The sequence below is a fragment of the Lacinutrix himadriensis genome (genome assembly GCF_001418105.1).
Lineage (GTDB): Bacteria > Bacteroidota > Bacteroidia > Flavobacteriales > Flavobacteriaceae > Oceanihabitans > Oceanihabitans himadriense.
On the sequence record NZ_LIQI01000022.1, the window covers coordinates 96,458 to 122,197 of the forward strand.

A 25,740-nucleotide genomic window follows, 5' to 3' on the forward strand; every position below is an offset into this window, starting at 1 on the left:
CCATATTTGGAGCAGGAGTTTCTGGTCTTTATACCACTTAAAGGTTGCTAAAAAGATAAAAACGAACTAGCGAACCAATGAAAAAAGACTCTATTTTAGAGAAGGTTTTTTTAAAACACTGGATATAAAATCTAGTAATTCAATAACTTATAATTATGAAACTAAAAACGAGTATTGCCTTATTCCTTTTTATAGGACTTTCTATAAACAGTTATTCGCAAGTAACAAGTGCCAAAAATATCTTATCTGAAATTCGTAATGCAGGATTTAAAAATTCGGAAGCTATGCATAGGATAAGTACGCTTACCGACATTTACGGACAAAGACTTACCGGAAGTAGAGAATATTTTAAAGCAGCCAACTGGATTTCTGATGAAATGAAAAAAGTAGGATTGGAAAACGTTCATTTTGAAAATTACTGTTCCAATTGTCGCGGGTGGAGTATCCAATCTTTTAATGTAGAAATGATTGCTCCAAACTACATGCATATTTCTGCCTACCCTTTGGCAATGTCTAAAAGCACAAATGGTATTGTTTCCGGTGAAATAATAAGCATAGAGCGTTTTTCGGATATGACTAAAGTGCAAAAAGAATGGTCCGGAAAACTAAAGGGAAAAATAATCCTTTTAGGAAAAGAACCAAAAAAGAAATCCCTATTAGACACCATTGAATTCCGATATTCCGATAAGAAATTAAAACAATTAGAGCAGCAAGTAACTGCTAAAGTAAAAACAACCCTATTACCAGAACTATTTGATAAATGGGAAATTGAAGATAAAATAAACGAACCCTTCCTTAGATTTTTAGAAACAGAAGGAGCTTTAGCGATATTAAATACAGAATCTACATATTTAGGTATTTTACACCCTGAAGAAATTTATTATTATAAGGATAGTGACCTAAAACCTTTACCTTATTTTACTATTATGCCGGAACATTTTGGTAGGTTATACCGAATGGCAAAATTAAACACACCAGCAACCATACGTATTAATTTACAAACTGAATTTTACAATGAACCCGAAAACAATGTAAACATCATTGGTGAAATCACTGGTAATGACGCGAAATTAAAGTCGGAAAGCATCCTCCTAGGAGCACATTTTGATTCTTGGCATGCAGCAACAGGAGCAACAGATAATGGCGCAAACTGTATTGTTTTAATCGAAGCATTACGCATTCTAAAGCAAATAGGATACACACCCAAAAGAACGATTAAGATTGGTCTTTGGGGAGGAGAAGAGCAAGCATTTTTAGGATCGGCTGCCTATGCTAAAAAACATTTTGGTGCTTTAGGTAAAAAACCAAACACAGCATCTACAAAAGTATCTGCTTATTTAAATTTAGATAATGGCGCAGGATTAATAAGAGGGATTCATCTGCAAAACAATGAATTGGCAAGACCTGTATTTGAAGAAATATTTGCACCAATTTCTAATATAAGCGAAGGTGCTATACATATAGACAACACACTTTCTACAGATCACGAAACCTTTGATCATTACAATATCCCTTCTTTTCAATTTATACAAGACGCTTTGGCCTACAATACTGCTACGCATCATACCAATTTGGACTTTTTAGAATACGTACATGAAGATGATGTTATGAAAAATGCGGTGATTTTAGCCTGGACCATTTACGTCTTAGATAACAGGAAAGAAAAAATCCCTAGAAAGCAAAAGTAATACGCAGCTATAAAATCATGTCCTACTAGGTATTAAAAAAACAGACATCTAATTAAAATAAAAATCATGAAGACAAAACAAAACATACAAGTCATTGACACGTTGTATAACGCTTTTGCAACGGGTGATATGCCCACCGTTCTCGGATTGATGCATCCTAAAATGGCATGGAACGAAGCCGAAAGCAACTCCCTTGCAGATGGAAACCCTTATGTTGGTCCAGATGCTATTCTAGAAGGCGTTTTTGCACGTCTTGGCGCCAACCACGATCACTTTGGATTACAAGATGTAAAAGTGTACGGCATGCAAAATAACATGGTATTAGCTACACTACGCTATGATGCCAAAGTAAAAGCAACTGGAAAGAGCTATAATGCACAAGCCGCGCATCTATGGACACTTAATGACGAAGGAGAAATTATTCATTTTCAACAATATGTGGATACAAAGAAGTTGGCGGATGCTGAAGAATAGTTTAGGAATGCATTGTTTTATGTGTAATTAAAGAATAAATTCAATAACTTTAGCTATCCATTTCTTACAAAATTCAAGTCCAACAAATACATTAATGCTAGATGTATTAAAAAGAGGTGTGTAATAAAAATTAGAGATATGAAAAACATTTTAGTTACCGTAGACTTTCATGACAATGAACAATTACTAATAGATAAAGCGTTGCAATTGGCTGAAAAATTTGACTCCAAAATATGGCTCATACATATTGCTGCTCCGGATCCCGATTTTGTAGGTTACGATGTTGGTCCACAATACATACGAGATAACCGTGCCACAGAATTGAGAACAGAACACAAACAACTAGAAGCATACGCAGAAATGTTTAAGAAAAAAGGAGTGGATGCCGATGGTTTACTGGTACAAGGAGCAACCATAGAAATGATCATGGAAGAAGCTAAGAAATTACACATAGATTTAATTATAGCTGGCCACCAGGAACATAGTTTTCTTTATAAAGCATTTGTTGGAAGCGTCTCTGGACAAATTGTAAAAAAATCTAAAATACCAGTACTTATTGTTCCTTTAGCATAAAGGGAAAACGAATACGGCATAATACATCGCGTATCCTAAATTACAAAAGCTTTCTCTTTAAGAGGTGCTTTTTTGAGTTTAAAAATACGTAGAAGTACGTATTTGTTTTGGTGTTTGTAAATGGTACGTTTGTTTAGAACGACTTTTTAAGAATAAGTAAATCTAATATAAACAGATTTATTTACTGGTTATGACTGATAAATGTTACTATATAACGAGTTAGCACACATTAGAAAGAAAAATCCGTGATTACTAATTTAATTAAGTGATTGTGGAAAACCGTAATTTATTTTCAGCCAAATTTTTAACCTTTATCCTTAAATTTTAAAACAACCAACTATGAGTGAACAAGCAATATTTCAAAATATAGAAGAAGAAATATTACGTAATTTATCAGCAAGACATCAAAGAAATGATGGAACGATAAATATGAATGATGTAATTAACGAAGCATCAAATTGTTTAGCTGTAAACAACTTGTTGTCTGTGAAACAATTAAATGCACAAACAGGAAGTAATATGACCAGTTTACCAGCAGAATCAATGACTTTACTTTTTAAAGGAATGGACATAGCATTAGAAAAGCATTTTAAAGCTAATTTCAACTCTGAACATTCAAGAATGATAAAGGAACGTTATGACAATATTATTTCTAACAACAATTCAAAGGATTTAATAAATAATCATTATAACGAATTATTTGGCTCACACGGAGGAAATGTAATTTAATCTAACTAATATGTATAAAGCAACAATCTTTCAAAAGAATATTACAGGAAACTCATCAGAAAGCGAAAAAGCAATAGGATTTGAGAACTGCGAAGTTGATATATCAAATAAACATTTAAGAATTACCAATAACGGAACTGAATTACTAAATTCTGAACTAAAATTGTTAGAAGAAGATTTTTCTACAATTTCATATTTAGGAAAATACGAAAATGGAATTGAATTTCGTGTAATTCGTCCGACTGATTTATCATTAGCAAATTTAAAAAACAGATTTAATTGTGAAACAGCCTTTAGTATGGCAAGTGTTGACCCAAGTGGTTATGCAGTTCATTTTATTTTATCAAAATCTAACCAAGAGTCAAATATTGGAAAAGTAGTTGAGAAAGGAAAAACAGAACAGATACAACGATTAGTTGACGGTTCGATTATGGCTCTTCAAGCTAATTTACAAAGTAATTTTATAGATTATTCTAAACGTATTTTATCTTTGGTTTCGAACACAAATGAATTATCGGAATATAATAATGCTGACCAAATAATAGAGGTAATGAAAGGAAATCGACATATTTATACGGAAACTGAAAATCAGCAAATAAAATAACGTGTGCTAACATCGCATAAAAATAATGCGTAGATTAGTACTTAAACAAAGAACAGTGCACTTTTGTTACTTCTGATTTTCCTTCGGAAAATCCTCGCACACAAAAACGCACAATTCTTATACGTAACCGTTGTGCATAATGCAAAAAACCAATTTAACTATGAAACAGATATTTACAATTATATTTTTCTTTGTTTTCTTGTTTTCATTTGCGCAAACAAATTCCAATCACGTGTATGTAAGTGGTTACTATAAAAGTAACGGAACTTATGTTCAACCACATTATCGAACTGCACCAAATAGAACGAATAGAGATAACTTCTCTACACGTGGAAATACCAATCCATATACAGGAGAAAAAGGATATATTACACCTGACGGCAATGCATCTTCAACATACACAACAAATTCATATTCAAATACAAATACAACTTATCCTATAACCACTTACAATTCAACTTCTACCAGCACATCAAATAACTCGTATAACTCTACAAGTATTTATACAACTACAAGTTCTTACGGTCAGCTATGGAGGGAACCATCTCTACTTGATGCAATTCGTCCAATTGAGAAAGGAAGTCGGGTAAAAGTCATAGAATATGAAGATGAGTTTTATAAAGTAATATCTAATGGAACTATTGGCTATATAAATATTATTACTATTAACGAAAACTCAAAAATGAGAAGCCTAAAAAAAGGCGAAAAAGAATATTCTAATTCAACAGAATCTAAAGCGAAAGTAAATGAAATATTTGATATAGAAGTATCGAAAATATATATACTACCAAGTAAGTTTGTATCCGCAAGAGAAGCAAATTTACGATTAGGACCGACTACAATTACTAATGTTTTGACTACAATAAAGCAAAATGATAAAATTAGGATTATTGATAATTCAACTTATAGTTCTTGGACGAAAATAATTGTAGAAGCTGATAACGGATTTTACATCGGATTTTTAAGTAACAGTTTAATCTCTGATAACAAAATAGAAAATAAAGAACAAATTGACGGTCCAACTTCAGTTGTAAAGAGTTTCCTTAAACATTTAGATAAAGAAGAATTTTATAGTGCATTCTCATTAACAAATAACCCAAGTTGGAATAAAAATGGTGGATATAGTTGGTTTTCTTCAACAGATGCATATGGCGGAATTGATTACGTTACAATTTATGAAGTTAGACTTGAAAATGCTTATGATGACCAAGCTGTTGTATTTGCAGATTATTACGCCAGCGACCCTCTACATACCTCTAGAAGATGGAAACAAATTTTGATTTTGGAATATCAATATGGGAAATGGAAAATAGTCAAAACTAAATTAGTAGAATAAGCACTACACACAACAACGTTTATAATTAATGGCTAATTCTAGCATACTTACGAAAATCCTTGCGGATTTTCTATTCAGTTTATATTTGCTAAATTAGTTGCTCGAACCACGCAAGTATTAATATATGAACACGTGCCCAACATTTGAAAAATTTAATTATGCATAAAATTTTGTCCTTATTATTTCTTAGCAGTAGCTTTTTATCCTTTTCTCAAGATATTATTGTTAAAAAAGATGGTGACTCTATTTATTCTAAAATCTTAGAAGTTCAAATTAATGAAATTAAATATAAAAGAACAGACCATGTAAATGGTCCGCTTTACACTATTTCTAAAAAAGATATTTCTAGAATTTCATATGAAACCGGTCGCGTTGAATATTTTCAAGGTGTACATAATGAATCTTTTGAAAGTGTAGGTAATGATGATTATGAACGTGATGATGATTATTTTAAAATAATAAAAGCGCTAAAGGACTATAATCTAGAAGAAACAAAATCGCTAATTAAGAAGACCATAGATAGTTTTTGCTTTAACCGTAGTAATTCATTAGGTAAGTTTAACAATAATGATCAAATGCGATTAATCGCTGAATTTGAAGGTGATTATTTAAGATTATATAAGATTGATAATCTTGGACAATTTTGGCAAGATAAACCTGGAAGAAAGATTGATTTTTTTTTACACGACTTTTCAGGTTATTGTGATTTTCATGAAATTTCTTATCGAGGTCATAATTACGCATACCTTAACGCATATATTCCAAGGTTAATAAATTCTAAAAAAAATAAGTGGAGTAGTAAATACAAATTTACTATAAAAGTAAAAGGTCATGGAAATGCAGAAATTCTTTTAAACGCACTTAAGCATTACAATGAACTTTTATTGAATAAATAATAATATTATATATACCTTAAAATGAATTGTATTTTTTATTGATTCATTAAAAACCGCTTGCAACACCTTATATAATTTATTTCTAGTTCTAGCCTAAATACAAAGAACTGGAGAAGTATAGATTTTAAAATACTATAATAATGGAGAAAAGATTTTTAATTTATGAAAACTGGAGAGCTGAAAACAAAGCCGTTGTGCATAAATCAGAATGTGGACACGCCAACGAAGGACATACTAAAATAACAAATCAATGGCTTCGTGAAAACCCTTCTTCCAATGATAGATGGTTTGGTTATTTTTCTACTTTAAATGAAGCAATCTCCTTTGGTGCATTAATACCAAACAGGAATCTAAAACTATGTGGACATTGTTTAATTAATGAAAAAAACGAATTATGAAAAAAATTCTAATCCTTTCTTTTTTGACAATTTTAATAATTTCTTGTCAATCGAATTCTAATTTTAATAAAAAAAACAACTATTACAAAGGAATCGAAAACGAAAGGGAAATATATCTGACTTTCATCAATGACACAATAGTTGCCATTAATCAAGATAGTTTAAAAACTTGTGGTTGGAGTTTTATGTTTTTTAAGTCAAATGAAAATGGTCTTTATAAAACGAACGAATTAAAAACCGACACAATTTGGTTTAAAACACTAAATAATAATGTCGTAATGACTGAAACAAATGATAGTTTGATTTTTGAAAAAATCGAATTATCCAAATCAGAAATTGATAGAATCCAAAAGGACATAGAAATTTCTCAAAACTTTGCAGTTAAAGGTATTATTTATGAATGTGGTTATACAATTAAAGATGTTAGCTATTTTTATGAAAGTGCTATTCAGGAAGCGAAATACAATCTAAAAAACCCAAATTCAGCAAAATTCAACAAAGCTTATATTCATAAACATAAGAATTTTAATGAAAATAATAAATATGTAAAAACTAAAACAACATTAGTAACTCTAGATATTGAGGCTAAAAATGGATTTGGAAATTTTACTGAAAACACATATTATGTATTCTTTATACCTGATCCAAATAATGAATCAAAATACGATATAAAATTTAGTGATTCTTCGATTTTGGAAAATGACATAATGAGCAGTTATCAAAAGGCTGTTAATGAATTAGAGGAAATGAAAATGGAGGATTAAAACTTATACAATTTACTGCTTGTAAAAGCTAACAAAAAAAAATACGTAGAAGTACGTATTTGTTTTGGTGTTTGTAAATGGTAGGTTTGTTTAGAACGACTTTACAGAATATACGAACCATTAATTTTACTATAAACAGATTTAGTTACTGGCTATGATTGATAAATGTTACTATATAACGAGTTTTACACAATTTGACCAACAACACGAATAAATGACTATAAAAGAAGCTATTTTAAAAGTATTAGAAGACAACATTGGTTCTTTCACATATTTGGAAGTTCTGAAAATGATTGACGAAAAGAATTATATTGATTGGGGAAATGCAAAAACTCCTTCTGATACAATTGGAGCTCAATTAGGGCATTTTATTAGGCAAAATGACTCAAGAGTTAAGCGAGTTAAAGGAAAAAAAGGATTTGAATACTATTTAGCAAAATACGAAAGCGAGTTAAATTTATCCGAAGTTGTTGAAAAGGAATCTTTAATTAAAAAACCAGCTTCAAAAAAGTATCAAGAACGAGATTTACATAAACTTTTAAGCTCATATTTAAAAAGTCAAAATATATACTCGAAAACAATATTCCACGAAAAATCAGCGAATAGTAAAGATGACCATCAAAAATGGATTCATCCGGATATGTTAGGAATTGACTTTTTGAACCTTAAAAACTCATCAAGTAATGCGTTATTAAAAGTTATAAATAAAGCAGACGCATTTAACTTGATATCGTACGAATTAAAAAGAGAAATAAAATCTGACTACGAATTGAAAAAATGCTTCTTCCAAGCTGTTTCGAATTCAAGTTGGGCGAATTATGGATATTTAGTTGCATTTGAGATAAGTAAAAACTTAATGAATGAAATGGAACGACTTAACCAATCTTTCGGAATTGGAATTATAGAATTAAACGGAAACCCATACGAAAGTAAAATTTTGTTTCAACCAACTTACAAAGAATTGGATTTTAAGACAATTGACAAGTTGTGCGAAATAAATACTGAATTTGAAAAATTTATTGGACAAACCGAAACTATGTTAATTGCTCCTGAAAAGTATGTAAAAGGAACAAAAAAGGAATTTGAAAGTTTTTGTGACGATTATTTTAAAACAGATTCCGAAATTGAAAAGTATTGTAAGGAAAAGAATATTCCGTTAGAAGAAGAAGAAGAAAAAACTGTGTAGAACACACAAATATAAATAATAACCAACCCAAAAAAGCCTTCTTTTTCCAAGAAGGTTTTTTTGCGTTAAGGATGGCAGTGGCATCCTTTTGTTTTTACAAAAGATACAACGTACAGCCTGACGCTACGTAGCTTTTCAGCGAAGTAGGGTAACGCCCAAATTATAGAGATTTTGGTTCATTTTGAGAGATTACCACGTCGTTTCCTCCTCGAAATGCCAGTTGCTTCATGGGGTTCCCGCCTTCGCGGGAATTACAAATTATACTTCACACTAAACACCACATAACGTGGTTGTATGTAATATTCTCTATTACTCACCGAAATGTTTCCTGTGTTACTCTGGCTCAAGCTTTGCGTGTCTAACAAGTTGGTTGCACCTACTTTGTATTCCCAAGAGCTATCTTTTTTCTGATAGGTTAAAGAAGCGTCTAAAAAGCCATATTTATTCAATGACGTTTCGGTGTTTCTAAAATCGTAATAACTGTATTCGGTAACAAAACTAAAGTCTTTTAAAATCACAGCATCCACGTTTATAAATGGTCTGTGGGTATAAAACTTGGTGTTGTTATTTCCTTGATCGTTATCGTTGATGGTTAAGTCGTACCCCAATTCTACGTTTGGTGCATTCTTAAAAAAGGTGCTTACTCGAGAACCATAGGTTTGTGTAAAGCTTTTGTTTTCACTTTGATTTCCGCCTACAAATTGGTTAAAGGTTGCCCAGCTCCAAGATCCAGAAAGGTTGGCTTTTATTTTTCCGAAACGACGTTCAAAGCGTCCACGAGCAGAAAAAGTCTCGTCTGCAAAATCGGAATTAAAAGGTGTGGAAGTGGTAATTACACTTTCGAAATCGGTGCTATTTCTAATGCCATCGATATTTTTAGAATAGTTTAAAAATCCGAATACGTTGGTATAATTAAACATATTAAAACTAAAATACGATAGGTTTAAATTATGTGACAACGAGTTTTCTAATTCGCGATTTCCAGAAAATAAGGAACTGTAGTTATTCATAATTAAACCTTCTGCCAATTGCGTAACATCGGTAAAATTGGTTTGCATGGAATAACGCAGGTTTAGATTTTCACTCTTTTTAAGTTGTAATCTTATAGTCGCATCTGGTAAAATTCTAGCAAAACTGTTGGAGTTTGTAGTTCCAAATTGCGTATCCTTGGTATTGTAAGCATGTGCCGAAAAACCAGGTGTTAATGTGAACTTTCCTGCTTTTAAGTTATAATGCACGCCTACATAAGCGTCACTAAACGTATAATCTACAAAATTGGTATTGGAACCTTCGGCTGGTGTTGGATCATATTGAGAACCATCATCTAAAATTTGAAAGATCTCCGAATTGAATTTCTGGTTGCTATATACCAAACCTACGGTATAATTAAGATTACTCTTTTGGTTAAGTACATTCCAGTAATTTAATTTGGCATCTAATTTATTGGACTTTACACGTTTGTTTTGTGCAGCATCATAAGCAGTTTGTGCGTTATCATATCCTAAAGCACTTGCCGTGTTAGAATAGGTTGCTTTGTCTTCAATAAAGGCATTGTAAAAAGGATCTTCGTCTTGTAGTAAATGTTGTGCTTCGAAAGAGAAAATATTGTTTTCGTTTAAGGTATAGTAGTAATTTAAATTCTGATTAATACTATATGGGGTTTGCTCTTCTATTTGATCTACTTGTCCTAAAACAGAAGAATTGAAAAAACGATTTTGTGTTTGCTTCGATAGCCTTCCGAAGATATCATAATCCAATTGATTATTCGCATCTGGTTTATAGACTGCACTTAATTTTAGTAAACCTAAATTACTTTCTTGTTGGGTGTAATTGGTAGTAGACTCGTCTGGAATACTCAGTTCATCATCGGTATAGGTAACTTCATTATTCTCACGAATTGCGGTTTTGGTTCCGGAGAAAATTCCGAATCCACTTAACGTTAATGCTTTGTTTGGCGCATGGCTAAAGTTTGCTGCAGCGAATTTAGTATCGATACTTTCGGCTTTATTATTGGTTGTATTTAAAAAACCTAAACTATTATCCCCTAAACTAATATTGGTTCCACTACTCTGACTTAGGTTTCTAAATCCTCCAGTAAAATTAAAATAGTCTCTACGTGTAAAGGCTATTTCTCCCGTATTATTTAAATCTCCAATAAAGTTGATGCTTGTTTTCGGACTGTAGAAAAACAGCTTGGGTTGCACTTTGTACAATCCGTCATCGCTTGCAATTCCTGCTCCAACCGTAATATCTCCAAACCAGAATTTATCTTTTCCTTCTTTCAGTTTGATATTAATCGCAATATTATCATCGTTATTGGTAACACTACTTAATTGCCCTACTTCGCTAAAGTTTTTAAGTACTTGTACTTTATCTACGGCATTAGAAGGAATATTTTTTGCCGCTAATTTGGTATCTCCGTCAAAGAAATCTTTACCATCGACCATGATTTTAGTGACTTTCTTTCCTTCTACTTCAATCTCACCATCGTCGGTAATTTCTACTCCAGGAAGCTTCTTTAAAACATCTTCTAGTTTTCTTTCGGTTCCCGTTTTAAAAGAATCGGCGTTATACACAATGGTATCTCCTTTTACGGTTACTGGCATTTCATAGACTAGTTCTACTTCGTCTAAAGTATTATCGTCTTGTAAGGTATAATTTCTAGTAAGGTCTTCTTCTTTGGTACTAAAAAGGTCTTCGGTAGTTTTCATACCAATATAACTCACTTGTATTTGGTAGCTAGAATTCTTCTCTAAAGAGAGTTTATAACGTCCGGTATCATTGGTAATTCCGTAAGAATCTAATGCTTTTGTTTCTTGATTTATGGCAACAACATTGGCAAGTTCTAAAGGGTTACCAATACTATCTTTCACTACTCCTTCTACTCTAACTTGAGCAAAAGTGGTGCTTGCTACTAAACAGATTAGTAGCGTTAAAAGGTTTTTCATTTTTAAAATTTAAGGTTGGTTTAAATGGAATATTTTACTGGATTAACGACCTCTTCCTGGACGTCCGCCTCCACGACCACCACGACCTCCGTACATTTCGCGCATTTCTTCCATTTTCTTAGTAACGATTTCTGCGTATTCATCTTTGGTAACTTCTTTACCTTTAGACGGCGCGTTGATGCTTTCTTTTTCTGTAGGATTTAAAACGATTTTAGTACATAAAACAGTCGTTCTATCTGCACTAACTTCTAGTATTAAACCTGGAAGTCCCCAATATTCTCCCGGACCTTGGTTTACTGGAATTTGCATGGTGTACCAAGCAGTAACTTCAATTTCTTTTGGCACTTCTTTTTCTTCCACAGGCTTGTCTACTTTGGTAGAATCGCCTTTTTTATCTGCTGTTTCTTTATCACCACCTCTTGGTCCTGGTCTAAAACTTGAAAAACTCAATTTATCTACAGGTTTCATTGCTGTAGCTTTCATAGCCATATACTGACCAATTTGTTTGGTTTCCCCAGTCATTTTCCACTTTAATGGCGCTAACGAATCTTTAATTAAAAATTGTTTTCCAAAAAACTCTTGTTCTTGTAATAGCGCATTGCTTTGCACATTTTTATATTGCTCTCCTGCAACAAAACTAGCACCAAAACCTCCAAAACCTCTACCTTGAGATCCTCCTGGAGCAGCTAATTGTTCTTCTTCTTTATAAATAGATTCCGTTTTGTTAAACGTAAGAATGTAGGTTTTCTCAAGAAAGCTTTTCATACGTTCCATTATTTGCTTTTTTCTGTCTGGCGACATGTCTGGACGACCAAAGTTGTCCATATCTACAGTAGTTTTAGATGCGTAATAGGCTTTACCTTGAAAGTCTTGTTGCGCATAGGTTGCTGCTACAGAGAAAAACAGGATGCAGATAATAGATAGTTTTTTATACGTTTTCATTATGGAATTATTTGTAGTTTTTGTTTTATAAAATTAGGTTTAATAATGACAGTAAGACTTTAAAAACAGTAAAACGTTTAATTCACAAATGTTAAAGTATTCTTAAAATGAAAATATTATTTTAAACAAATTTGGCGCAATTTTTGTACTTTTCAAGTCCTATGAAATATATACTCCTTTTCCTGTGTTTAACTGTTATTTCTGTTCGTGCGCAAAACACGATACCAGCTACATTTATAAAAGATACCACATTAACCAAACAGCAAATTGTAGATATTGATAATTTTGGAACGCAATATCACATTCAGCAAAACGTATTTTATAAAAAGAGCAACACCAAGTCTAGTAATTACAGCAATGTACAATTGGGAGAAATCACCTCAGCAAATGCATTTAATCCGTTAAAAATAAATGTCTTTTATAAAGATTTTAATACGGCTATTATTTTAGATAATCGCTTAGCCGAAATTTTCAAAATAGACTTCAATACCACAAAACCATATAAAAGCGTGTCGCATATCTCGACAGGAAACGATAATACCCTTTGGATTTTTAATCTAGACACCCAACAATTAGAGCTGTATGATTATAAAGCCAATAACACAAGAGCGACTACATTACCTGTTCAATCTGCTATTTTAGACCTAAAAAGCAACTTTAATTTCTGCTGGCTTTTAACCGAAAACTACATCTACAAATACAATTATTTTGGCAGCCTAACGCAAAAGATTAAAAACGAAGGCTTTACTGCCATAGAGGAAGACAACGGAAACCTGGTATTAAAAAAAGAAAATGCACTTTACTTTTTAAAGAAAAACACCGAAGTATTACAAGAAATAAAAATACCAAATTTGTTAATAAATCAGTTTTTACTAACCAATGAAACCTTGTATATTTGCCAATTGGAAATCTTATCTAAATTTCAACTAAAAACTAAATAATATATGCACGTTGCTATAGCAGGAAACATTGGTGCTGGTAAAACCACGCTTACAAAATTACTAGCCAAACATTATAAATGGGAGGCCCAGTTAGAAGACGTTGTAGACAACCCTTATTTAGACGATTTTTACAATCAAATGGAACGTTGGAGTTTCAACTTACAGGTATACTTTTTAAATAGTAGGTTTCGTCAAGTTTCCGATATTCGTAAAAGCGGTAGAGACATCATTCAAGACAGAACCATTTATGAAGATGCACATATTTTTGCACCAAACTTGCACGCTATGGGCTTGATGACCAATCGTGATTTTGAAAACTACAAATCGCTTTTCGATCTTATGGAAAGTTTTGTAGAAGGTCCAGACTTACTTATTTATTTACGTAGTTCTATTTCTAACCTTGTATCGCAAATTCACAAACGTGGTCGCGATTATGAAAACTCGATAAGCATCGATTATTTAAGCAGATTAAATGAGCGTTATGAAGCTTGGATAACGGGGTACAACAAAGGAAACCTTTTAATTATTGATGTAGACAACCTTGATTTTGTAGATAACCCAGAAGATTTAGGATTTATCTTAAATAAAATTGACGCAGAAATAAACGGATTATTTTAGTCTAGAAATTATTTCTAGATTAACCAATCAAAGTATAAACGAATGTTTGGTTAGCCAACCGAAGTATAAACGAATGTTTGGTTAGCCAACCGAAGCTTTAGCGAAGGCTGGGCGTTACCACAAGGGTCGCGCTATTCACTATATCTTTTTATTTAACAAACGCTCCATTTACATGGCAAGCGAACTTTGTTATACTATTTTTTCAAGCCCATTAAGGCTCAAAACGACAAATAAAAAGGATGCCGTTGCTATCGCTAACGCCTTACTCTTGCTTATTAAAAAAGAGCTACGCCTTTTTCTACAAACCATCCGAGTTTTGCTGAAGCAAAACCCACCTTCCTTTAGCTAAAGGAAGGAGCTGGTAATAATAGTAATTTTAGCAAACCTTTACGCCAATCCTTTTCTACTTGTTTTTACGCTACGCAAATAAATAGCTTTTATTCACGAAGGAAACTGCGCTGCTATTTTTATACAAATATTCCGATTAGGAACATTACTATCCTTAATTAAAATGAAAGGTCAAGCGATCCTTGCCGACCTACTATCCGACAATAAAAACCATAAAAATTGCAGGATTACTATAGATTAGAAAATGGTTATGTTTAAAAACCAATACTTCTAATCCATAGAATTACAGAAAACGTATGACTTCCATAACCTACTTATTCTTAGGATTTATTACAGCCATAATTGGCGCACTGCCATTAGGAACCACTAATGTTGCGGTTATTAATACCACCATAAAAGAAAACATTCAAAGTGCTTTAAAAATTATCTACACCGCAGCTTTAGCCGAAATCATTTTAGTAATAATAGCCCTTCAATTTAATCTGCAAATTGAAAACTTTATTAGCAGGAACATTTGGATGCAATTTGCTATTGCATTACTATTATTAGTCGTTGGAATTATTCTTCTTTCAGGAAGAAAGGAATGTATTAAAGATGAAAATGACGAATGTATTATTATAAAAAAACGATTTAACCTTTCGAAACAAATGCTAGGTTTTATCCTGGGACTGGTGAATCCAACCGTGTTGATTTATTGGATTTTGGTTCTTTCTTTTTTAAACAAAAAAATGCTTTATTTAGACATAAGCATGGCATATGTATTATTGATTCCGTTCCTCTTTGGTATCTATTCCGGAAAAGCAATAACCTTATATGGCTATGGAAAGTTTAGTCACAGACTAAAAATTAAAATGAAAAATACCACCACAAAAATCAATCGAATAATTGGTGTTTTATTAGTAGCTGCTTCTCTTTTTCAGTTTGCTAAATTATGTTATTCTTAAGGTATAAATCTTAAAAGAGTAATAAGTCAATGTTTATTTTATAAACTCATTTTCACGAGCATGTTTAATGGCTTGCGCACTACTTTCTACTAATAAAGCAGGTGTTGTTTTATAATTTTCTAGCAATCCTTTTACACGAATCATTTTCTTTTTGTGCTTTACACTACGTAAATAAATGGCTTTTATTCGTCCAGGAAACAACTCGGCTATTTCTATATAAATATCCGGATCATGCTCCCCACTATCGCCAATTAAGATAAAAGGCAAATCGGGATACGTCTTTAATAAATCTAAAATCTCTTTTTGCTTTTGCGGTTTTTCATCTGCTTTTTTACGTTTAAAAACATCTTTAAAGCTTCGTAATAATATGGGACCTTTCGGAAAATTATTTTGCTTTAAAAACAATTCTAAGTAGCGGTATAAATTCCACGGACTATGGCTTACATAAAATATGGGATTGGCATTTGCTCCAGATTTCCCGCGATGTAATAAATGATAAAAATCGGCAGCACCTTCCAAAGGCAAACGCATTTTTGCAGATTTAAAAAAAGTATTATAAAGCACACGCCATTTTAAGGTAGAAACTACTCCGGTATGTAAAATAGTATCATCAATATCACTAGCAACACCAAAGTCTACTTGACTGGAAGGTATCAGTATTTCTGCAGGAAACCGATTATCCTTTTGTATGTCTCCCTTAATAGAAGCATCATTAAAAGCAACTTCACAGTGTAACCAACCTTCGGCATTAGCCATTGCTTTTAAATCTTGTACATTGGCTTTTACTTTAAAATACCCATGATTATCACTTGTGGTTTGTAAACACTTTCCATTTGGTAATTGCACTGTAATACCAACATGTTTTAATTCATCACTTTCTAATCGTTTCCAAGTGTTCACTAACACGCTAAAAAAACCTTGGTGTTCTAAATCTATGGATTCATCTTCTAGCGCTCTTCCACGCAAGTAAAAGTGCGTATCTGTGCCATAGCTTTGAAATGCAATAATTTGAACCGGATCTTTTCTAAATAATCTCATACCTATTAGATTACTTCAAAATAACAAAAAACCACGCATAAAGCGTGGTTTTGTTAACAAAAATAATTGTTATTATTTATTCTAAAAATTTTATTTTAATATCTCCTCCTAAAGCTTCTACTTGTTTGGTAACCTCATCCATAGTACCTTCGTAAACCTTTGTTACCACTTCTTCTACGCCATTGGTAACCGTTACTATTTTTACTGTAGCTTTAGCGCTACCGTCTTCCATTTTTTCAATAGCTGCTTTCTTAAAAACCTCTACATTAGCTTCAACGATTACTTCTTTATAAATTTCAGTTGTTTTAGCCATACCTTCTTCGGTATGTCCACCTAAAATAGGAGCAATTACTAATCCAATTAAACAAGTCAGTTTAATTAAGATGTTCATCGATGGTCCAGAAGTATCTTTAAAAGGATCTCCTACTGTATCCCCAGTTACTGCTGCTTTATGCGCATCAGAACCTTTATAGGTCATTACACCATTAATCTCTACTCCTGCTTCAAAAGATTTCTTAGCATTATCCCATGCACCACCAGCGTTATTTTGAAAAATAGCCCAAAGCACACCACTTACGGTAACACCAGCCATATAACCACCTAACATTTCGGCAACTAACATATTATTATCTTGATAAACTAATTTACCAACCAACACCACTGCAATAGGAAAACCTATAGTTAATATTCCTGGTAACATCATTTCTTTTAAGGATGCTTTGGTAGAAATAGCAACACATTTATCGTATTCTGGTTTTCCAGTTCCTTCCATAATACCTGGAATTTCTTTAAACTGTCTTACCACTTCGTTTACCATCTCCATTGCCGCTTTTCCAACCGCATTCATAGCCAAAGCAGAGAATACTACAGGTACCATACCTCCAACAAATAACATGGCTAAAACAGGCGCTTTAAAGATGTTAATTCCGTCAATACGAGTAAAAGTTACATAAGCCGCAAATAAAGCCAATGACGTTAATGCAGCAGACGCGATAGCAAAACCTTTACCTGTTGCAGCAGTTGTATTACCAACAGCATCTAAAATATCTGTACGCTCTCTAACGATAGGATCTTGCTCACTCATTTCGGCAATACCACCAGCATTATCCGCAATTGGTCCAAAAGCATCGATTGCTAATTGCATCGCTGTAGTTGCCATCATTGCAGAAGCAGCCAAAGCAACACCATAAAACCCTGCTAATGCATAAGATGCCCATATTGCAGCCGCAAATAATAATACAGAAGAGAAAGTAGAAATCATTCCAGTAGCTAAACCAGCAATAATATTTGTTCCGGCTCCAGTACTAGATTGTTGTACTATTTTAAGGATTGGCTTAGAACCTAAACCTGTGTAATATTCTGTAAAAGCTGAAATTCCAGCACCAACAACTAAACCAACTAAACATGCATAAAAGACACGCATAGAAGAAATATCTTTAACGCCTTCTCCAAAGAAATCCATTTGCATGGTTTCTGGCAACATCCAAGTTACTAATCCAAAACAAGCAATAGCTACCATTGCGATAGATGCCCAATTTCCAATATTTAGTGCTTTTTGCACATCTGCCTCTTTTGCATCATTAGATGAAATCTTAACTAATAAAGTTCCTATAAGAGAAATAATAATTCCTACACCAGCAATGGACATTGGTAAAAGAATTGGTCCGATACCACCAAAAGCGTCCTGAATTGCTCCTCCCATATCTTCAATAACATAATTCCCTAACACCATTGCGGCTAAAACGGTTGCCACATAAGATCCAAATAAATCGGCTCCCATACCTGCAACATCCCCAACGTTGTCACCAACATTATCTGCAATTGTTGCTGGATTCCTTGGATCATCCTCTGGAATATCTGCTTGAACTTTTCCTGCTAAATCTGCACCAACATCAGCAGCTTTGGTATAAATACCACCACCAACTCTTGCAAACAAAGCTATAGATTCTGCTCCTAAAGAGAAACCAGCTAATGCTTCTAGAACAATAGTCATATCACTAGTGTTTGTCCATTCGCCTCCCATAAACAATTGAAAGAATATAATAAAGAAAAGGGTCAAACCTAATACTGCTAAACCAGCCACTCCAAGTCCCATAACGGTACCTCCACCAAAAGACACTTTTAATGCATTTGGCAAACTTGTTTTTGCTGCTTGTGTTGTTCTAACATTTGTTTTCGTTGCTATTTTCATCCCCATGTTTCCTGCAAATGCAGAAAATATAGCTCCAATAATAAAGGCAACTACAATTAAATACGTACTATTCATATAAAAAGCAATACCTGCTAGAACAATACTCGCACCAACGACAAAGAATGTTAACAAACGGTACTCGGCATTTAAGAAAGCAAGTGCACCTTCGTAGATGTGATCTGAAATCTCTTTCATTTTACCATCTCCGGCATCTTGTTTCATTACCCAAGATTTTTTTACAACCATGTAAATTAATCCTAAAATTGCCAATATAATTGGCATATAAATCATCATTGATTCCATATTATTTTATAGTTTGATTAGTTTTTAACGATTGCTAAAGTAATAAAATCAATCAGAAGTAAAAAATATTTTAAAATGACAATTTTTTAACACAAAAATTAGCATTTTACTATTTTACTTTCTAAAAGAAAACAAGTCATCTAACGGTTTTTATTAAAAAAAGAAAAATATAGAATCCCAACCGATTGCATTTCCGTATTATAAAACAAAAAACCCTTTCATTTAAAATGAAAGGGTTTCCGTTTTGTACTCTAAAAGGTCTTATATAGTAAAGTTACCTTTTGCTTTGTGTTCACTATTTTCATAGCGCTCTACACATTTATTTAAAATTTCATAAGCTTCTTTTGCATCTCCCCAACCACCTACGTCTACTTTTTTCTTTTCTAAATCTTTATATACTTGAAAGAAATGTGTTATTTCTTTTATTCTATGTGGATTTAAGTCATTAATATCATTACAGCTATTCCAGATAGGATCTGTAGTAGGTACACATATTAATTTTTCATCTGGTCCTTTTTCATCTGCCATGTGAAATACTCCAATTGGCTTTACTTCCATTACACACATTGGAAAAGTTGGTTCAGCACCCATTACTAATACGTCTAATGGATCTCCATCAAGTGCTAAAGTTTCTGGAATAAATCCATAATCTCCTGGGTACATCATAGAAGAAAATAACATTCTATCGAAACGGATTTTATGTAAATCAAAATCATATTCGTATTTATTTCTACTTCCTTTTGGAATCTCTATTAAAACATCAAATGTGTCTTTTCCTTTTGGGCTCATGTATTATTTTATTTATTATTTCTGCCTAAGCAAAAAAATTATTGTTATTAAAGTCTAAAAAAATTGGAGTGCAAAAATACGGAAACATTTAGCGTCTAGCAACTAAAACACATTCCATTTAATTAAAAAACAGTATATTGTTATTGTTTTGCTATTAATTTTCTTATTTAAATGCCTTTATTTAAAAATTATCTTTTATTTTTTTTGCTATTAATCCCATTTTCAAACTTTGCACAAAGTTTAGAATGCTGCTCTTCTGATAAAGAAATTGAGGAAGCCATTACTGGGTATTGGAAAATTAAAAATGACGATTCTAAAAGCATTTATCATTATTGGTTTGAAAATGGAAGAGGAAATGTGGAAAATGTGGAAATATCGGAAACGATTGGAGAATACAAGCCTGTTGAAAAATCACATTCGCACATTTATATAAAAAAGGAAGCAGATACTATGAAACTAGAATACATTTATAGATATGGCAATTGGACCTCTGTAATTAAAAAACTAGATAAAAGCAATCTGACATTAGAAACAAATGGGGAATCTACAGAATATCATAAAGTGAATTTAAAAAACACACTGTAAAAAAAAGCCTCCTATCCTGGCTCCTTTTCTGAGCCGCTTTCAATTTTAAGCAAACCTTTAAAGGCTTCATTAACCGTATTCCCTTCATAAAGCACTTTATAAACCTCTCTAGATATTGGCATGTCTACTTTATAATCTTTAGCTAATTCCATAACTGCTTTTGCCGTTTTTACACCTTCGGCAACTTCATCCATTTCTTCAATAATTTGATCTAAACTTTTCCCTCGTCCGATTTGAAATCCAACATGGTGGTTTCTACTTTTAGAACTGGAACAGGTAGCTACTAAATCTCCCATTCCTGCTAGTCCAGCAAACGTGCGTCGTTTTCCTCCCATGGCAATTCCCAACCTAGTTAATTCAGATAAGCCTCTGGTGATTAACGCAGCTCTTGTATTATCCCCTGCATCTGCACCATCCCCCATTCCTGTGGCAATTGCCATAATATTTTTAAGAGCTCCACCAAGTTCGCAACCTATCACATCATTATTGGTATATACACGAAATAACCCTGTGCTAAATACTTGTTGTAATTCTTTAGCAATCGTTTTATCTACCATGGCAATTACGGCTGCCGCTGCTTGCCCAGCATGTATTTCTTTAGCTAAGTTAGGTCCTGTAAGAACTCCAGCTGGATGCCCAGGAAGTTCTTCTTCAATAATTTGCGTCATGCGCATTTTAGTGTCCAATTCTAAACCTTTAGCTAAACTCACAATAGGAACCCAAGGTCTAATAAAAGGTTTTGCAGCACGCAACACTTCTCTAAAATGCTGCGAAGGAATCCCCATGACAATCACATCTGCATTTTTAACCGTTTCTTCAATAGAAGTAGAAGCTTTTAAATTCTTATTTAATTTGGCTCCTGGTAAATATTTAGAATTGCTATGTTCTTCATTAATTTCTTGAATAGTTTTTTCATTTCTTGCCCATAAAATAGTATCATTATTTTTTGCAGTTAATGATGCTACTGTGGTTCCCCAAGAACCACCTCCTAAAATTCCGACGTTTAATTTCATAACCTAAAATTAATTTTCTAATTCATTAATATATAAATCTCGAACTTCTTCAATATGCTTATTGATATTTTTTCTTTTCCAAAGGGAAGTATCTACAGGGTCTAAAACCACCACTTCTATATGTGTTGGTTTAAACATGCTTGTTCCTTTTGGCATGGCCAAATACGCATTTTTAATTACAATAGGAATAATTGGCACTCCTGCTTGCATGGCTAAATGAAATGCACCCTTTTTAAAGGTTCCTAAAGTTTTACTCCCGCTTCTGGTTCCTTCTGGTGCAATAGCTACAGAAATCCCACTCTTTAGAGCTTCCACTGCTGGTTGCATGGCTTCAATGGCTTTTTCTTTATTAGCACGATCCACATAAATAGCACCTAATGCTTTAAATATAGGTCCGAAAGGCGTTCTCTCTAATTCCTTTTTAGCAATTCCTGTAAAATCATGACGAATCAATTTCATCACTATAAAGAAATCGGCAGCACTTTGATGATTAAAACAAAAAACTGCGGGACGTATTTCTTCTAAATTATGTTTGCCTTTTACAGCTATTTCTAATCCTGCCATTTTGGATCCTAAATCACCAATACTGGAAAAGGTAGTATTCGCAGCTTCTCGCCTAGACATCGTCATTGCTCCTTTTACAATTCCTTTTAAAGCGGAAGGATAAATACTTGCTGCTGCTAATCCGGTTCTAAAACCATTAACCAAAGGTTTCCCTACTGGTTCTTCAAATCTTAAAATTGGCCAATTATTTTCGAACGCTACTTGAGATAATCGCTGGTCTGGATTGGTAGCAACTGGTTTTCCAACAATTTTTAATAATGGATAATCATCAAAGCTATCGGTATAAAAATAACTTTTAGATAAATCGGTATTGTTCTTTTTCGCAAATTTTCTTGCCGCTCTTGCTTTACCTTCTCCCCAACACATTTCGGAAACACGACCAGTAAACTTACCGTTGCGCAATTCCATTTCTGTTGCATAAATATCTTTAATCCCTAAGGCTTTCGCTATGGGTTCAATTTGATAAGTAGTAGCTGCAGATATAATAACGACTTTATGACCTTTCTCTAAATGTTTCTCTATTAACTCCCGCGATTCTGGGTAAATAGTTTCTTCTAGATAATCGGTAAAAACCTGTTCTCCTAATTCTGTAAATGCAGCTTCTGCAATGCCTTTTACACCAAGTGCAGCTATTTTAGTAAGCACTTCAAAATCTCTATTTCCTAAAGCAAAAACTGCTGCTGTAGCAAACTGTGTGAGATATTCTTTTGCTGTTGTTTTTCCGCTAAACAAACGTGTTGTCATGAATTTTTTCGCTGAAAAATCATTGATTAACGTTCTATCCATATCAAAAAACGCGGTGATATGCGGACCTTCTTCAATGGCTTCTTCTTGGTGAATTTCATCATTACCAGAATCGGGAACCATAATTTGCTCTTGCGGTTCTTCTTTTAATCCTTTTTCATCTTGTACATTTTCTATTTGCTTTAAGTAAAATAACCTTTCGGATAAATCTTCTAACTGATTTTTCCAGCTTTCTAAAGCATCATAATCTATGGTTCTATCTACTGGAATTAAATTTGCATTCTTAGCAAAACGAAGTGCATTGATTAAAAAGGGTTTAGAAACACTATCTAAACGTGTTATTTTAGATTGCCAATGCAATTCTTTTCCTTTAAACATAGACAATTCGATGAATTCTTTATCTGTAAATTCATCATCTGTATCCCAACTATTCAAGGTATGACAAACCACTTTATCGGCTTCTAAATACGATAAAAGAATTGCTCTAGAAACGAATAAATCTTGCTTCTTCAACAACGCAGAGATATCCCCTTTTGGATCTGCTAAAATGGCTCTCCAGTTTTTATCGAATCGTAATAATTCGGTTTCAATTTCACTACTAAATTTTGGTTTATTCGTGTAGAAAAATTCAAACTTAAATAAATTACGAAGGTCCATAATTTCTTTCCAGAAGTTCGTAATACGATTCGCAGATGTATCGTCTTTTATTTTCACCAAAGCCATTTCAATAAAAGCCTGATGGTATAAATGGCCCGAAGCCATATTTGCATAATACGTCGCTGGTAAATACTCGGTAGCAACCAAACTATATTGCGCCTTTTGTCCTGCCCTACTTTTTTGAATTATTCTAGCTGCCTTTAATAAATTTAGTGCGGTTTGAATGGTAACTCCAATCTTTTTACCACGATCTATAAGAACATCTTCTTTTTTCTGACCAATGTATCCCATCAATCTATTCACCTTGAATTCGATTTCTTTTTTGGTTAAAGCAAAATCATTTAGCAGCACGTGGCAAATTAGGGAAACCGTTGTTACTGGTGTAATCGCGTTGGTTTTGTGAATTAACTCAAAAGCAAAACGTGGTAGTGTATTTTTATCGGCATAACTATCTTCTTCCATATCTGGAATGATGGCTTGCTGGTCTTCATCCATTTCCACAGGATCTCCAAATCGGATTGCTGCACGACCATAATCATGTCCTAATTTCTTAATATAACTGAAAGTCTCTTTTATGTTTTCCGACTTTTTTTCTTGGCCTTTTCCTTCCTCTGTCATTTGTTTGACATCTGGAATTAGGTCATAAACAATAGAAACGGGAACATATTTTATATTTCTTGTACTCTGCGCTTCCCCTTCTTTAATATATTTTAAGATTCCCATTTTTGGGTAAATAATTTTTCCGGTTCTGGATCGTGTTCCTTCAATATTCCACGTTAGGTGATCCCCTTTATCTATAATGGAAGCGATATAATGACGTAAAGCTGCTTTGTAAATTAAGTCGTCTTTAAAACTGCGACGAATAAAAATAAGCCCTGCATTGTTTCCTAATTGTTTCATTCCTGGAAATGCCAAATTACTTCCACCGAAGGAATACGGAATTGGCATACCATAACGTGCCAATGTTGAAATCAGCACCAAAGTATCAAGATAGGTTTTATGCGTCATGATGAATGCTACAGAGTTTTTCTGCATCAATTTCATCAGCTTTTTTATCCCTTTTGGATCGACATCAATTTTATCATTATACGCTCTAGAAAGAATATAATCAAAGCTTTTTACGGACATTAATTTTGCAATAGGATGCTGTTGTGCATACAGCTCCTTAATGCAGTTTGCGCCTTGCTTTTTTACATCTTCAAGATCTAACTTTATCTCTATAGCAATTTGCTTTAAAGCTTCTTGAAATTTATGATGGGCAATAATATGATCCATATCTTATTATTTTATTACTGTACAATTGGCTTTTTAGTTTTAAACGTTTTTATAGCTTTTTTCCAGAAATTAGGATATAAATAACGTTCTATATTTGAGCCAACATCTCTTATTTTTTTACCTTGTATATTCGCACTAAGCATATTGGCTGTAACGAGCAAAACACTTGCATTGGCTCCCATTCCCGTATGACTACCAAAGACTTCAATATTTTTAATATTCTCTCTATATGTTGCTGCTTCCATACAATGTTTCCAAGGTACTAAACCATCGGTTTTTGTATAAATACAAGTTACAGGAACGGTTGGTATTGGTTCTAATTCGGCTAAAAACCTTTCGTTACGCTCCTTTAAAGACTTTCCTCTAAAAAATTCTAACAAACCATATACGGGTGTTTTCATATCCATAACGCCCCAAATTGGAGAACCAATCGTTAAAATTTGTTCTACTTGATTTGGATGTCTATTTGCCATAATTTTGGCAAAAATACCACCGCCACTCCAACCAACAATACTTACTTTTTCTTGGTGTTCTTGGTAAATATCTGCTAGTTTTTCTTCTAACCTAGGAATATAATGGGATTTCACCATATTAAATCCTAATTCCCATTTGTAGGTTGTAAAGCCTAGAGATTTTAAATATTTTCGTACAAAGGAAGTAGAAAAGTCATCCCCTAAATATGGCGGAATTAATAATACAGGCTTGCCTTTACCTTTAATACGTTTTGGGATAAAAGGATATAAGCAATAAATGGATGACCATTCGATTATCGACCTGCTTTCCATCATCATATTAAATAATGGCGGTAATGGGATTTTTTTATTGATCGCCTTTATTTTTTTCTGGAATCTATCTAGAATGGAATTGGTGTATTTGTATTCGTTTTGATCGTGCCCTTCGGAAATAGAAACGCCTATATTTTTTAATATTTTTATTAGCGTTATATAATCTCTATTCGGACCTAATTCATCACATACCAAAATAGTTTTTTCTAATAATTGTTCAATAATTTCGTGTTCGTCTTTTTTGATATTACTAATAAGTACTTTGATTTCCTTTTGAAAAGGATGCTGCTTGAATTGTAGGTTCGTTAGCTTTTTTGCATCTTTTATAGACAGGCCATTTAGCGTTCCTAAAGCAACAGCTAAGCGTGTGAAAATTTTATATATAATTTGGGTTTCTTCCATTTCTT

Annotated in this window: 22 protein-coding genes; 14 read left to right on the top strand and 8 right to left on the bottom strand. The window is 33.1% G+C overall.

What is annotated here, in order from left to right:
* Positions 1–155: 155 nt before the first annotated feature.
* The 10 genes from AMD28_RS08145 to AMD28_RS08190 all read left to right on the top strand — a co-directional run bounded on the left by AMD28_RS08145 (position 156) and on the right by AMD28_RS08190 (position 8,648).
* Complete coding sequence (locus AMD28_RS08145) at positions 156–1,688, top strand: M28 family peptidase (RefSeq protein ID WP_055443655.1); 1,533 nt, start codon at positions 156–158, stop codon at positions 1,686–1,688.
* Positions 1,689–1,754: 66 nt separating this feature from the next.
* Positions 1,755–2,162 (top strand): nuclear transport factor 2 family protein, encoded by a 408-nt coding sequence (locus AMD28_RS08150; RefSeq protein ID WP_055443656.1) that lies wholly within the window; start codon positions 1,755–1,757, stop codon positions 2,160–2,162.
* A 138-nt stretch (positions 2,163–2,300) separates the two neighbouring features.
* On the top strand, positions 2,301–2,735 hold the full coding sequence (locus AMD28_RS08155; RefSeq protein WP_055443657.1) for a universal stress protein: 435 nt from the start codon (positions 2,301–2,303) through the stop codon (positions 2,733–2,735).
* A gap of 339 nt (positions 2,736–3,074) precedes the next feature.
* The gene (locus tag AMD28_RS08160; protein ID WP_055443658.1) at positions 3,075–3,464 is read left to right on the top strand and encodes a hypothetical protein; all 390 of its coding nucleotides are present in this window, start codon (positions 3,075–3,077) and stop codon (positions 3,462–3,464) included.
* Positions 3,465–3,474: 10 nt separating this feature from the next.
* Complete coding sequence (locus AMD28_RS08165) at positions 3,475–4,068, top strand: hypothetical protein (RefSeq protein WP_055443659.1); 594 nt, start codon at positions 3,475–3,477, stop codon at positions 4,066–4,068.
* A gap of 160 nt (positions 4,069–4,228) precedes the next feature.
* Positions 4,229–5,404: an SH3 domain-containing protein gene (locus AMD28_RS18505; protein ID WP_152975568.1), complete on the top strand. Its 1,176-nt coding sequence runs from the start codon at positions 4,229–4,231 to the stop codon at positions 5,402–5,404.
* A gap of 143 nt (positions 5,405–5,547) precedes the next feature.
* The gene (locus AMD28_RS08175) at positions 5,548–6,300 is read left to right on the top strand and encodes a hypothetical protein (RefSeq protein ID WP_161804628.1); all 753 of its coding nucleotides are present in this window, start codon (positions 5,548–5,550) and stop codon (positions 6,298–6,300) included.
* A gap of 140 nt (positions 6,301–6,440) precedes the next feature.
* Positions 6,441–6,698: a hypothetical protein gene (locus tag AMD28_RS08180; protein ID WP_055443662.1), complete on the top strand. Its 258-nt coding sequence runs from the start codon at positions 6,441–6,443 to the stop codon at positions 6,696–6,698.
* Entirely contained in the window at positions 6,695–7,462 is a 768-nt protein-coding gene (locus AMD28_RS08185; RefSeq protein WP_055443663.1) for a hypothetical protein, read from the top strand. The genes AMD28_RS08180 and AMD28_RS08185 overlap by 4 nt, the downstream gene beginning before the upstream one ends.
* Before the next feature lie 214 nt (positions 7,463–7,676).
* On the top strand, positions 7,677–8,648 hold the full coding sequence (locus AMD28_RS08190) for an HTH domain-containing protein (RefSeq protein ID WP_055443664.1): 972 nt from the start codon (positions 7,677–7,679) through the stop codon (positions 8,646–8,648).
* A gap of 251 nt (positions 8,649–8,899) precedes the next feature.
* Here AMD28_RS08190 and AMD28_RS08195 read toward each other — a convergent pair whose 3' ends face one another.
* Complete coding sequence (locus tag AMD28_RS08195) at positions 8,900–11,596, bottom strand: TonB-dependent receptor (protein WP_055443665.1); 2,697 nt, start codon at positions 11,594–11,596, stop codon at positions 8,900–8,902.
* Positions 11,597–11,638: 42 nt separating this feature from the next.
* Complete coding sequence (locus AMD28_RS08200) at positions 11,639–12,538, bottom strand: GLPGLI family protein (RefSeq protein ID WP_055443666.1); 900 nt, start codon at positions 12,536–12,538, stop codon at positions 11,639–11,641.
* Between the two features lie 161 nt (positions 12,539–12,699).
* Between AMD28_RS08200 and AMD28_RS08205 the strand changes: the two genes are divergently transcribed.
* From AMD28_RS08205 to AMD28_RS08215, 3 genes are all read left to right on the top strand, one after another.
* The gene (locus AMD28_RS08205; RefSeq protein ID WP_055443667.1) at positions 12,700–13,479 is read left to right on the top strand and encodes a hypothetical protein; all 780 of its coding nucleotides are present in this window, start codon (positions 12,700–12,702) and stop codon (positions 13,477–13,479) included.
* Between the two features lie 3 nt (positions 13,480–13,482).
* Positions 13,483–14,097 (top strand): deoxynucleoside kinase, encoded by a 615-nt coding sequence (locus AMD28_RS08210; RefSeq protein ID WP_055443668.1) that lies wholly within the window; start codon positions 13,483–13,485, stop codon positions 14,095–14,097.
* A 644-nt stretch (positions 14,098–14,741) separates the two neighbouring features.
* Entirely contained in the window at positions 14,742–15,389 is a 648-nt protein-coding gene (locus AMD28_RS08215; protein ID WP_055443669.1) for a hypothetical protein, read from the top strand.
* Positions 15,390–15,422: 33 nt separating this feature from the next.
* Here the strand turns inward: AMD28_RS08215 and AMD28_RS08220 are convergent, their stop codons facing one another.
* The 3 genes from AMD28_RS08220 to AMD28_RS08230 all read right to left on the bottom strand — a co-directional run bounded on the left by AMD28_RS08220 (position 15,423) and on the right by AMD28_RS08230 (position 19,710).
* Positions 15,423–16,427, bottom strand: coding sequence for an App1 family protein (locus AMD28_RS08220; RefSeq protein ID WP_055443670.1), 1,005 nt, complete (start codon positions 16,425–16,427; stop codon positions 15,423–15,425).
* A 76-nt stretch (positions 16,428–16,503) separates the two neighbouring features.
* Complete coding sequence (locus AMD28_RS08225; RefSeq protein ID WP_055443671.1) at positions 16,504–18,921, bottom strand: sodium-translocating pyrophosphatase; 2,418 nt, start codon at positions 18,919–18,921, stop codon at positions 16,504–16,506.
* A 261-nt stretch (positions 18,922–19,182) separates the two neighbouring features.
* Positions 19,183–19,710 carry an inorganic diphosphatase gene (locus tag AMD28_RS08230; RefSeq protein ID WP_055443672.1) on the bottom strand — a complete coding sequence of 176 codons (528 nt, stop codon included), beginning with the start codon at positions 19,708–19,710 and terminating at the stop codon, positions 19,183–19,185.
* Positions 19,711–19,914: 204 nt separating this feature from the next.
* On the opposite strand from AMD28_RS08230, the gene AMD28_RS08235 reads away from it, so the two are divergent.
* Positions 19,915–20,295, top strand: a complete 381-nt coding sequence (locus AMD28_RS08235; RefSeq protein WP_152975569.1) for a hypothetical protein — start codon at positions 19,915–19,917, stop codon at positions 20,293–20,295.
* 11 nt (positions 20,296–20,306) lie between these two features.
* On the opposite strand, the gene AMD28_RS08240 is transcribed toward AMD28_RS08235, so the two are convergent.
* From AMD28_RS08240 to AMD28_RS08250, 3 genes are read right to left on the bottom strand one after another with little or no spacing between them, the layout of a single operon-like run.
* The gene (locus tag AMD28_RS08240; protein WP_055443674.1) at positions 20,307–21,308 is read right to left on the bottom strand and encodes an NAD(P)H-dependent glycerol-3-phosphate dehydrogenase; all 1,002 of its coding nucleotides are present in this window, start codon (positions 21,306–21,308) and stop codon (positions 20,307–20,309) included.
* Between the two features lie 9 nt (positions 21,309–21,317).
* A complete protein-coding gene (locus tag AMD28_RS08245) occupies positions 21,318–24,548 on the bottom strand; it encodes an HAD-IB family hydrolase (RefSeq protein WP_055443675.1) in 3,231 nt (1,076 codons plus the stop codon).
* A 14-nt stretch (positions 24,549–24,562) separates the two neighbouring features.
* Entirely contained in the window at positions 24,563–25,735 is a 1,173-nt protein-coding gene (locus tag AMD28_RS08250) for an alpha/beta fold hydrolase (protein WP_055443676.1), read from the bottom strand.
* Between the last annotated feature and the right edge of the window lie 5 nt (positions 25,736–25,740).